At 32.3% G+C, this 12,848-nt stretch carries 5 protein-coding genes; 2 read left to right on the forward strand and 3 right to left on the reverse strand.

Annotated elements, in window-relative coordinates:
* Nucleotides 1-18: 18 nt before the first annotated feature.
* The 3 genes from KF896_08635 to KF896_08645 all read right to left on the reverse strand — a co-directional run bounded on the left by KF896_08635 (nt 19) and on the right by KF896_08645 (nt 9,668).
* On the reverse strand, nt 19-1,692 hold the full coding sequence (locus KF896_08635) for a tetratricopeptide repeat protein (protein MBX3043769.1): 1,674 nt from the start codon (nt 1,690-1,692) through the stop codon (nt 19-21).
* 141 nt (nt 1,693-1,833) lie between these two features.
* On the reverse strand, nt 1,834-8,499 hold the full coding sequence (locus tag KF896_08640) for an RHS repeat protein (GenBank protein ID MBX3043770.1): 6,666 nt from the start codon (nt 8,497-8,499) through the stop codon (nt 1,834-1,836).
* A 248-nt stretch (nt 8,500-8,747) separates the two neighbouring features.
* Nucleotides 8,748-9,668, reverse strand: a complete 921-nt coding sequence (locus tag KF896_08645; protein ID MBX3043771.1) for an NAD-dependent epimerase/dehydratase family protein — start codon at nt 9,666-9,668, stop codon at nt 8,748-8,750.
* A gap of 361 nt (nt 9,669-10,029) precedes the next feature.
* On the opposite strand from KF896_08645, the gene dnaB reads away from it, so the two are divergent.
* Together dnaB and KF896_08655 are read left to right on the forward strand one after the other, a co-directional pair.
* Nucleotides 10,030-11,508 carry a replicative DNA helicase gene (dnaB, locus tag KF896_08650; protein ID MBX3043772.1) on the forward strand — a complete coding sequence of 493 codons (1,479 nt, stop codon included), beginning with the start codon at nt 10,030-10,032 and terminating at the stop codon, nt 11,506-11,508.
* Nucleotides 11,509-11,621: 113 nt separating this feature from the next.
* Nucleotides 11,622-12,848, forward strand: a complete 1,227-nt coding sequence (locus KF896_08655) for a hypothetical protein (GenBank protein ID MBX3043773.1) — start codon at nt 11,622-11,624, stop codon at nt 12,846-12,848.

The raw sequence follows: 12,848 nt of genomic DNA on the forward strand, positions 1-12,848 counted from the left end.
TCCTATCAAAGAGATATTTTAATTGGTCAACTCATTTATCTTGCTGATTACTTCTTTTGAATCACTATCTAATTCAAGTGATTTATTGTAAGCCTCCAAAGCAAGTTCTTTTTTATTCATTTTAATATATATATCGCCCAAATGTTCAAAAACTTCAGCAGAAACATCACCTGTATCTATAGCTTTTTTAATATATTCAAGCGCTGTGTCATAATTTCCTATCTGATAATGTATCCAGCCATAAGTATCCAAATATGCGGCATTGTCAGGCTCAAGCTCAAGCGAAAGCTGAGAATACTTCAATGCCCGATTAAGTTTTATTCCCCGAACAGCAAGAGAATAAGCGTAATTATTATTAGTATTGGCATCTCCGGGGTCTATACCAAGTGACTTTTCGTAAAGTCTGTCCGATTCTTCATATTCTCCTAATTCCTGTAGAATTGAAGCATAAATTGAGATAAATATAACGTTAGAGCTATCTGATTCGTAAGCTTTCTTACCATAGTTTCTTGCTGTTTCATATTCTTTTTCTATCATATAAGTATTGCTGAGATAGAAAATAAATCTTACATCATCAGGAAATTTTTCTATGCCTTTTTTCAAAAGTTCTATTGATTTTTTATTATTTTTTAGTATTGAGTATGAAATTGCGGCATCTAATTGCAGAAATGCATTAGTATCATTTAGCGTTAGTGCTCTGCTGTAGAATTTATCAGATGCGATTGAATCTTGTATGTTAGCAGACAACTTACCGGCAACAGATTGCGTAACCCAATCAAAATAAAACCGCTCATCAATATTGCTGATATATTTTTTGATTGTTGATGATTGCTCTTCAGCATCTAATGAAAGAAGATTGATACCAATATTGTTATAAATCTGAACAATTTCAGATGGAGAAAAGAACTTTTCGGACTCACCCAAAATTCTGAACGAGTTTTCTAAATCACCTTTATCGCTGTAGTATTCTATTAGACCTGAGGCAAGTTCGAAATTAGACGGCTGGTCTTTGTGAAGCCGTTCAAGAAGAACCGCCATTTTGTCAAATTCCTGATTTTGCTCATAAGCAGAGGATAAAATGAGCATTAATTCTGTATCGCTGCTATCGCGAAGAAGATTTTCGAGCATTTTAGTGGATTCTGAAGGACTTTCGACTGCTTTCATTATAGCAAATCGGATTTGATTTTCTCTTGAAGGGTCAAATTTTAAGATTTGTTCTGTTACGATGTAGGCTTCTTTGCTCATTCGCATTGAAGAATAAATGTTGAAAAGAAGCTCATAAACAGGCAGAAAAGTAGAGTCCATTTCTATTGATTTGTAACAATTCTCAACTGCTGAGAAAGGCTTGTCAAGTGCCCAATAGGATTCGGCTATCGCAAAATATATTGAAGCCATTTTGTCCCATCGAATTGCTTCCTGATACTCAATGATGGCATCGGAATAACGTCCCTGTTGCTTGTATTTGGAGGCATCGGTCATGTGTCTGCGGGCAAAATCCTGCCTTTTTTTTGCATCATATTCGTTTATGTCGAATCCTGTATTTGACAATTGTCTGAATGACTCCGTTTTTACCTCTTTGGGACCTGAGCTGCAACCTGATGTAATTAATATTACAAACGCCGGCAACATTATCAAAAGAAGATAATCTCTGTTGCTAAATCTACTTATTTTATATTTATTTAATAAATTCATTTTTACGATTAACTGTTTAAATTTTGCTAATTTATTATTTATAATTAATAGTGTTACATTTGATATTTTATTCTGATAATTCAATATCAACTAATTAGCAAAATTACTGAAAATATTTTTATTAACCACATTAGAAGGGAATTATTTTGTATTTATTTTAAAAAACATAGGATTTTTTTTTATTTTGTTGTCAGGGAGGTTTTTTTCATAGTCATAATAGAATGGAATTGGTATTAGGTTATGATTATAAAAAGTTCTCCCGGGAAACATATCTTTCGGCGATATGCTTATGGATTCCTTGATAAAATTGCCAATATTTGATCTTACAGCTTTTTGAGAAAGTCGGGCTACACCGGTTAGAAGTGTTTGCGTAGAAAATTCCGAATTATCTGTCTGGGCAACGAATCTTTTGGGCTCGAGGATATTATTATAGCCAATATCGTCTTCATCAATATACTTTGGCAGGTAAGGCATTACTTTTTCAAGATAAATATCTCCCGATTTCTTACTTCTGATATTATTAGTTAAAATTCTATTAAAAATATTGTTGTCTGAAAGTAAAATATCTATAAAATCAAAATCAGGCTTCGGAGGGCTTATATCATAAATGTTGTCTGCTTGCGGCTCCAAATAAGGAAGTTTTAATTCTAAAATTTTATTCAATACAATATTGATTACAGCATTATCCGGTATGTCGCTAAGTGATAAATATCCCTTTATAATTTCAAACTCATTACCTTTTGGCGCCATCAATATTTGTTCAGGTGCAATTCGTGTATTTGAAAGCAAAAGCATTGTATCACAAAGCTCGTAAGGTAGTTCGGGAATCAGTATCAGTCCGGTATTATTATTTTGACCTGACAATATACTGCTCAAATCAACCGGAGTGATTAAGTTCTCGCCCAACTTTGGAACTTCATGATTTATATAAGGTTTCAAAGAAAAATTTTGAAAGTTATTTATATTATAATTTAGTTCATTTTGAATCTGCAGGTAAGGATTTGCTTCCTGCATTAAATTTGTAAATCTGTTATAAAATGGATTAATTTCCGGCATCAGCACATTTTCCGGAATAGCAAAGAATTTTTTCTGTTTATCTGATTTAGTATTAATATTTTCAAATCGCTTTAGTGCACTTATTTCGTGGAAATTTTTACTGTTCAAGTAGTTTTTTATTTCAGGGTCATAGAAGTTGCGACCATCAAAAAATAGTGAAAGTTGTTTTATATAAATCATATTGTTATAGATAATCAGACTCGATTCTTCAGCTGATTCCATGATATTTCCCAATAGATTCAGATATTTCCACAAATTAATAATTTTTCCGGAATTATCTATACCGATAAAAGAATTTCCGGATTTGGATATCGTCTGATAATCCAACGAGCCTGTTTGAACTTTGTAATTATATAGCAGATCGACGCCACCGTATTTTATATAATCAATATATTCAGTAACATCGCCTTTGGAATTTATACATGCCGTAATATATGGAAATTTAATGGGCTGCCTTGCTGATGCCGGCATATAATACGAAGTGTCATTTTTAGCGATAATTCCAATTAAAGTATTGGCATCCGAATACAAAAGACGGGTTGTATCGCTTTGATTATATATTATACTCGTAAGAATGTTATCATGATTAAACCTGAATTCAGTACTATTGTCATCATTATATTTTTTGATTATATTTCCGCGAAGGTCATTTTCTAATTCATACCCACTACTGCTGATGAGCAAATTATGCTCGTCATATTGCATTACATCAATATTATTTGAATTTGTTATTCTCGATATTCTGCCATCAGGATAATACTCAATTTGCTTAAGCGGTGTTGTATTAGTTTCAAATGAAAGTGGTCTTCCATAGTTGTCGTATTTTAAATTTAAATGCCCGGTGTCCTTGCTGGTTAATATATTGAGGAATCCAAATGAATTATTCGTTATTCCATAAGAGCTTAAAATATTGCCTGTAGCATTCCGAATATAAATAGAATCACGATAATACATTTTGTCGTACAAAATTTTGCTCTTCTTTGCAATGATATTTATACCGTTATGAAGTTCAATCAGATTCGAAACATAGCTGCCATTTAGCTTTAGTCGTTTATCGCCGGCAATCACAAATTCAGCATCACGGTTTTCGGAAACAATTTCCTGTAAAGTAAAATTATCCAAAACTTTTTTGTTTAATTCGCTTCTGTAATTCTTAGAAAATTTATTGAAAAAATTGACAGTAAAATCTTCATTTCCGTTGAAACCATCGGAGTTAATGGTTACATTCGCTGAAGTAATCCTTGTAGTGCGGAATAAAGTAGTTTTGAATAATTCATTATAGCTGAAAAATGATTTAGTAAGGTCAGAAAATTCTGATTCAACCGGTAAATTTTTTTGATACTTGATTCCTGTTTCATCAAGTGATTCATTCTTTTTGATTATAATATTTGAATAATTATCATATAAATATTCGAGTTTTTTTCCGTCATTTTTTCCAATTGTTCGCAAATTTCTTTTTGTATCATAGCTTAGGGTAAACCAATTTCCAAAATTATCAAATGCCGTTGATATATCCCCGGAATTATTATAATTTATGATTACCTGATACTCCTGATTTTTATTTATTGAAGTTAATTGATTTGATGAATTATAAGCAAAATTATGCCATATAACTTTGCCGTCACTATAATAATTAATATTATAATACCTTAGTGAATTAATATCTCCATTAGTATTATATATAATTCCCATTTCGCTAACTCCGTTAAAACGTGTATCTCTAAGAAGTAATTTGTCTGTAAAAAATAAATTATTCTGTCCTGCTGTTCCTTGCAAATACTCAGGAACGAAATTCTTTGGTTCATTGTAAACAAATTGCAAAGTATCGCCATTAAGTACTGTACTTTTAATTTTGAAATGCTTGTAAAATAACAATTCATCATAATCTTTTTGAATTGTATTAAAAATATTATACTTGTTAAGTTTTAAACCGGAATGATTATAGCCGATTTTACCAAAATTCGGTGAATTAATGCCTGAAAACCGTAAATTCCGGTCAAAAATGAGAGGAATAGTGTCACCGGGTTTAATTTGTATACTTATAATATTATTATTATTGATTATTCCATTATATTTAATTAATTTTGTACCGCTTTCAAAAAGGTTGAAACTATTAAGTCTGCCACCTGAAAGCCATTCAAAATTAGTTTTGACATAGTTCGGTTCGGTAATTTGAGTAATCAATCCATCGCGGTTATAATTAATACTAATTGAATCAATTCTCGACCATTTGACTTGAGAAAGAAGGTTTTGGTAATTATACTTATATTCATAAACTAAACCGTCTTTGGTTGTAAAACTTTTCGGGTTACTTTTTGTATCATAAGCGAACTGTTCACGTATGTTTTCAGGGTATCTGATTAAAATAGGTCTTCCAAGAATATCGTATGAAAACTGGTGTAGTAAGCTTCCTGCAGTATTCGTTTGGATTATGTTGCCAAGCAGATTATATGATATTGTCAAATTTGTATCAATTGAATTTATGCTTGTTACAGCTCCATTGGGATTATAAGTAAATTCAGCTAAATTTATTTCATCAAGTTTTATATTTTTAATATTCCCTAAATCGTCTCTTGAAAAAGTAAGTATGTTGCCGTCAGAAGTCAGTATTCTATTAATCAAATTTCCCGATTGGTAGCTGTAATTATAAATTAATCCGCTCTCTGAGATTTTCCTTTCAAGCCTGCCGGCTAAGTCATAGAAAAATAAAATTGAATCGCCCGCAATAGATTTGATTTTTGAAATTTTGTCATATTCATAATAATATGATAAAAGATTATTATCAAGATATGCATACGAATGTAATAAATTATTCTCATTATAATTATACTGTAATCTGAAATTATCCGATTGGACAACTGATAATTTTTTATTCAGGTAGCTCAAATTATATATATTGCCTGAATAATCAATCAATCTTGTAATATTGCTTAATGCGTCATAAGCAAATGTCTTATTAAAATTTTCGGGATTTTTAATATTAATTACTCTTCCCAAAAAATCATAAGTAAACTCATGACTTTGACCTTCGGAATTAAAAATTGAAGAAGGTAATCCGTCCGAAAAATATGCTACAGTAATTTGTTCGGCATAATCATTTGTACTGCGCGAAAAATTACCGTTATAATCATAATTAAAGCGGATATTTACATTATCACTGTTTTCAACTGAGGTTAATAATTTATTATTGATAAATCCGGCATAGCGATATTTCGCAATCAAATTATCGTTGAATAATAAACTGAATTCATTTACATTATAATCAAAAGTATATCGGTTTCCAGTTTTGTTTACAAATTTAGTAAGGTTATTGTAGATGTCCCATGAATATATATTCTTTGGTGAAGATTGATAGCCAGAACTCACTAATCTGCCTGCTTCATCATAAGTAAGATTTATTCGATAGCCGACATTATCGGATATTTCTTTTATAATATTCTCATTCAGATACTTAAAATTCATTTTGTACGAATTTGGAAATAAAATTTCTGAGAGGTTATGAGATAAATCATAGCGAAACTCTGTTACGAATATATCATTTAAAATTTCCTCTTTCTTATTGCCAAACGAGTCGTATCTATAATTAAATTTGCTGCCATTTTCTGTTCTTTCTTCGATTATTCTGCCATAAATGTCGTATTTTCTATTTATAGATTTTAAATTATCAAAATTTACAGACTGACTGAATTTATCTGTATAGCTGTAATTAATGTTTATGCTGCCAAGTGTTTTTCTTGTTATTCTGCCGTGAATGTCAAAATATATAAGTGTTGTTTTGCCGGTTTCATTGCTGAAAGTGTTTACCTGTCCTCCTGCATCATAATCATATCTGACACTTTGTCCACCCGGGAATATTATTTCAGATATCTTGTTAACTAAATTATAACTAAATTTATGTCTGATTTGATTATGATTAATTTCCTGCACTAAGTGGTTGTCGTTATATAATATATTAAGATTTCTTCCATCGGGCATAAGTAATAGTTGGGGATTTTTGCAGTCAAGTAATTCAATCGAATATGGATTAACATTAAATCTGAAATCAATTGTTTTAAAGTCCGGGTAGTCAAAATCAAACATCCTGCCAATTTTATCTTTGACTGAAATTACTCTGCCTGTTTTGTCATAGAAAAACTCACTTACGGAACTATTGCGATGCGAAACAATCGTGTGCCCCTGATTATCAAAATAAAAAACGCCGTAATTATCACCATTCGGATAATCAATATTAATTAATCGTTTTTGAGGGTCATGATAATAACTTGTACGTTTTTTGTTGAAATCAGTAATTGAGGATAAGTTATCCTCGGCATCATAATCAATATCAAGATGCTCTTCATTATTTATAATAATATGTCTGATTCTCGATAGATTATCCCGCAAAAAACGAACATTAATATCATCATCTATTATTATATCCGATATGCTGCCATTAAAAAATCTTGATATTGTCGAAGTCTCAATTAATGAATTTGTAAGCGAACTTAGATTACCGTTTTTGTCTAACTTGTAAATACTTGATGCACCTGATTTACTGCGATATTCTACAGTATTTAAATTATTGCTGTAATTCAATCTCTCGGAAGTATTGTCCGGAAAATTTACAGTTGACAATCTACCCTTATCATCATAGATATAATTTGTATTATTACCATAGCTGTCACTTTTTTGAATTATTTGATTACCGGAATTGTATGCTTTCCTGCTTCTAAAATTCAAGAAGCGGTATTCAGTCGAACGTTCCAAACTGTCATACATAAATATTTTCTCACTTCCATCTGGCATATACACTGTAGTTTTCTTTTGCAGAGTATCATATTCGATTCTGTAAACTAAATCATCATAATGGTTTATAAATCCACTGACTCTGTTCATATCATCATAAGAAAAAGTAAGTTCATTATGAGCTGTGCTTATTTTAATCAAATTGCTGCAACTGTCATATTTGTAAAGGTAATATTTATCAGAGGGCAGAATAGCACTGATTAGATTACCTTTCACATCATAAAAATAAGTAGTTTCCAAGCCACCCGGGAGAATTATTCTTTTAAGGAAAGAATTTTCATATTCAAGTGTAATGCTCTTGCCACTTGGATAGACAACTGTTTTCAGATTGTAATCTTCATTATAGCTGAGACTTATGTTATTGCCGTATTCATCACTTATTAATTCAACCAGATGTGTGCTGTCATTTGGGAAATGTGCTGTAATTTTCTTCTTTTCACCTGTTAAAATCTCGTCAGTAAATCGGAATTTGATTTTCCCTTGCTCATCCTGAGTAAGAGAATCGAATGAAAATCTATAAGGCAGGTAGGATTTTAATTCTTTATTGAAAATATATAATTCAGTACGGTCATCAGGATAGACAATGATTATATGATTGTTAAAATTATTCGAGACATATCTTATATTGAGCAGGAACTGCCAAAAATTACCAAAGCTGCCACGAAATGAACTTCCTGAATTATAAAAAAAGTCAATTTTGAGAGGAATACCAATATCAGGGCTGAAAAAATCAGAGCGTCTGTGATAGAGATTACCATTTACAGTATTTATAAGCAGCTGAATCTCTTCATTATTACCTATTAAATTAATATAGTCCTGCGTTTTACTAAAACCTCGATTACTGAAATCAACATAATCATCGGAAATATTAGCTTTCCCATGATAAATACTAAATTCCCCTTCATCAGCTAATAATAAAAACCCTGATAAAAAAGCAGTCAATATAGTAAAAACAGCTATCTTCAAATTTAAATAAATATTATTTTACATTTTCACTAAATATTAACAACAAATTTAAATAAAAGTTGCTAAAAATTTGCATTAATAATTGAAAAAATAAATATTTACTGTAAAAAAACTATGTTTTTGTTAAAATTCTATTGTGATAGTCTGATAAACCATTTTGATTTAGCAATTAAAATTACCGGTAATTTTAAAGCCATATCTGAAATGCTTAATTTGTAAATAATAATATTGATTAATTATTCATTATTTTACTTTCCAAGCATGCGAACAATCTCTCTGACTGCTACTTCCGGTTTTGTGGGTGTGAAATTGAATTGTTTTTGAAATTTTTGACTGTTGAAAATATAATCATTTTCCATTTGGTACATCATTTCTTTTACTTCAGACAATATTGGAATAAATATTCCCAAAATGCCAAGCATCCAGGCAGGAGTTGTAGAAAATTTCGGTTCAACATTTATTTCATTAGCAAAAAGTTCTATCCAACCCTTACCGGTGAGATTGCCGTTACAGGTTGGAAGATGCCACACCTGATTATAAGCATCGGGCGAGTTTCCAAGGATTGCAGTAGCTTTGGCAGCATCTGGAACATAAATAAAATCGTGGATTTTGACTGCATCTCCCAGCCATCTGGCTTTTTTACCGTTACTCAAATTATTATAAACTGTTTCGATTAAAATACTGTTTCTTGCTGCAATAAAATCCGGTGCTCTTGCTATTAATGCTGTCAGTTTGCCGGTTTCGATATTATTCAAAATATAATCAGCGACTTGCATCCTTATAAGCCCTTTGCGGCTTGAAGGATTAATCGGGGAATTTTCGTTTATATCAGACAAATAATTTTTGTCATACATATAGATGTTGTCAAAAAATACAAGTTTTGCATTATGCTTAATGCATGAATCAACTACTGACTTGATAAAAGGCAGCCATTTCTCGTTCCATACTTTATATTTATATTCAAAGGCGATAGTAACATATACTACTTCGCTACAGGCTACTGCTTTGTCAACTTCAGTTGCAGAGCTTAAATCCGCTTTGATAAGTTCTTCTTTGCCGTTAACTTTTATTGGATTTCTGCTTACAAGTCGAACTTTATCGGTATAATTTGCTAATTCTTTTGCAAGCAAAGTGCCTACACTGCCACTTGCTCCTAAAATTGTCTGCATTATTTTCTCACTAATTTTATTTTCGATTAAGTTACATTAAAATTTACGGAAATTATTCATAATTGTTTCAGCTACCAGAATTTACTGAGATAAAACTTGATTTCATATCATCAATTCCAAAACACATTTGTAAATACCAATTCAAAGGGGTAGCTATCAAAAATATTTTAAAAATTAAAAAAATCGTAATAAAATTGATTTCACGAAAATATGATGAAAGTTTAGTTTATTTAGTTCTGTAAAAAAAAAATTTTCCACAAAATTGTTGATAAATATTATTTAGAATTTCAATTTTATTCCAAAAAATAGTTGCATATTTACATCCCTATAATTTGTAAATTGGAAAAAAGTTTTAATAAATATGGCAAAGAAAAATACTTCAGACAATGTGAATCAAAATGTAAATACAGCCAATCATGGCAGAGTACCTCCACACAGCGATGATGCTGAAGTCGCAGTACTTGGTGCAATGATGATAGACAGAATTGCAGTTTCAAAATCAGTCGAAATATTGCAGGAAGATGCTTTTTATCATGAGAAGCACAGGCTGATTTTCAGGGCTATAGTTCGACTTTTCGAGCGAGGTGGTACTCCTGATTTTATTTCTGTCGGTGAGGAATTAAAAGCTATTGATGACAATAAAATCGTAGATACTATTTTTCTGTCAAATATAACACTTGCAACTCCAACAAGCGCAAATGTCGAGCAGCATGCAAGAATTGTTCAGGAGAGATATTTGAAACGTCTTCTTATAAGTACAGCCGGTCAGATTATAATGAATGCTTATGATGATTCAACTGACGCTCTTGAAGAAATTGATATTGCCGAAAAGCACATTTTTGAAATTGCGGAGAAACGGTTAAGAAAGAGCTATGTGGGAATTAACCGGCTTACACGAGACGCATACGAAATGATTCTCAAACTTTCTCAAAGAGACCAGCAAGGACTTACAGGTGTGCCTACCGGTTTTAAAGAATTAGACCATTTGCTTGGTGGCTTTCAGAAGTCTGACCTTATTATCATTGCTGCACGTCCGTCAATGGGTAAGACTGCTTTAGCACTATCTATAGCAAGAAGTGCAGCCGTAGTAAGCGGAATTCCTGTGGCTGTTTTCTCCATAGAGATGTCGGCGATGCAGCTTGTTATCAGATTGCTAAGTTCAGAAGCAAGAATAGACCAGCAAAAACTAAGAACCGGCAGGATAAATCAAGAGGAAGACCGCTGGATTGTGTCCGGCTTAAGCAGATTATCAAATGCACCGATTTATATTGATGATAGTCCAATGTTGACTATTATGGAACTTCGAGCAAAATGTCGCCGGCTTAAAGCAGAGCATCAGGTTCAGTTGATTATTGTGGATTATCTTCAGCTGATTACTGCACCAAAATCTGACAGCCGTGAGCGTGAAATTTCGCTTATTTCTGCATCATTAAAACAAATTGCCAAAGAATTGGATGTTCCTGTTCTGGCACTTGCTCAGCTTAATCGCTCAGTGGAAAGCCGTACAGACAAGAGACCAATGCTTTCGGACTTAAGAGAATCAGGTTCGATTGAGCAGGATGCCGATGTTGTTATGTTTGTAAATCGCCCCGAAGTTTATAAGCAGATGTTTTATGATGATGAGCATAAAACTCCAACAGAAGGGACTGCAGAGCTGATTGTCGGAAAACAAAGGAATGGTCCTACAGGAACTTGTCGCGTAGCATTTCAAAAAAATTATGCAAGGTTCGAGAATCTTGCTTATCATTATGAGGATAACCCCGCTGACAAAGGAGTAGTTCCACCTCCTGAACATCTTCCTCAATACGATAATTATAACGATGACGATGATGCTTTCTAATTTCTGAAAATAATATTTATAGGCTGCTTTCCGTCCATAAATTATACATGATTATATTTCAAATGCTATTGTTTTGAAAAATTAATAAGTTGATAGATTTAAAAATATTGAAAATGAAAATATCATATTTATCTTTTGTAGTTTCTCTTATGCTGCTTTCCTGCTCTAAGGATTATCCTTATGACGAGAAAGATTTTAATATTTACGGTGGAATCGGAAGAACAAATGCTTATGAACAATTTGGCAGTTTCCCGTTGCAGCTGATTACTGATGAGCCACTAGTTTCTGAAGATTCATCAGGAGTGGTGCAAACTCCTCTACGTCTCAAAAGTCCGTATTTTGCTCTTGCGACAAGCAATGGTAATATTTTAAAAATAAACAATTCCACATTTGAAAAGTCATTCAATCTTGGAGAAAAGATTATACCTGCAGCCGGAATGGCGGTTGATAAAAATTCGAATATTTACATAATTGCTTCAGATGATAAATTGTACTCAATAAATAATGATTTTGAGCTTAATTGGATAAAAGAATTACCTGTTAAGTCAAGCAGAGCATTGTCATATTCAGACTTGCTCGCTACAGTAGATGGTTTATATATAGGTACTAATGCAGGAGATATTATTAAATTCGATTTTGACGGAAATATTGACTGGCACTATAAAAGCAGTCTTGCTGTTAATAAAACTTTTGCCGCCGATTCGCTCGGAAATATTTACTTTCCTATGACAAATAATACTTTTGGTGAAACCGACTCACTGCTTTGTCTTGATAAATCGGGCAAAGAGAAATGGAGCCATGGGCTTGAGAATGTAAGAATTCTTACTTCGACTGCTTTCAAAAATTCACGTGTTTTTGTTGGTGGCTCTGTTGACAAAGATGATGAACGCTATGGTAAACTATTCTGTTTCGATTTAAGTGGTAATCTGATTTGGGCAAGCGAGACAACACTACCGGTACGGAATATATCTTTGGATTATGATGGCAATTCTTATATTACAAGTATAAGCTCAGGTGTTGGCGAAATTCAAACCGGTACTTTGTCTTTTGATTTTGACGGTAAAGAACGCTGGAGGATTTATCATGGCGCAGCGGCTGTTTCACCACTAATGATAAGCGATAAATATCTTGCTATGTCTGTTATTACAGGAGCCGGTGCGGCTGTCTTTTATCAACGAAAATCTGACGGATTATTCATTCTGAATCATTCCCTTGCAAATTATCCGCCCATGTACTTAAGTCCTATGGTTTATGATGATGCAACTATCCGCCTTTACGGCTCTCATAAATTATCGCAAATTAAATTAACTCAGACATCATTAAACAAATTAATTCCCTAA

The organism is Ignavibacteriota bacterium, from assembly GCA_019637995.1.
Lineage (GTDB): Bacteria > Bacteroidota > Ignavibacteria > Kapaibacteriales > UBA2268 > JANJTB01.

Coding starts and splice junctions, on each gene's coding strand:
- KF896_08635 (MBX3043769.1), bottom strand. CDS start 1,692: ATGAATTTATTAAATAAATATAAAATAAGTAGATTTAGCAACAGAGAT.
- KF896_08645 (MBX3043771.1), bottom strand. CDS start 9,668: ATGCAGACAATTTTAGGAGCAAGTGGCAGTGTAGGCACTTTGCTTGCA.
- dnaB (MBX3043772.1), top strand. CDS start 10,030: ATGGCAAAGAAAAATACTTCAGACAATGTGAATCAAAATGTAAATACA.
- KF896_08655 (MBX3043773.1), top strand. CDS start 11,622: ATGAAAATATCATATTTATCTTTTGTAGTTTCTCTTATGCTGCTTTCC.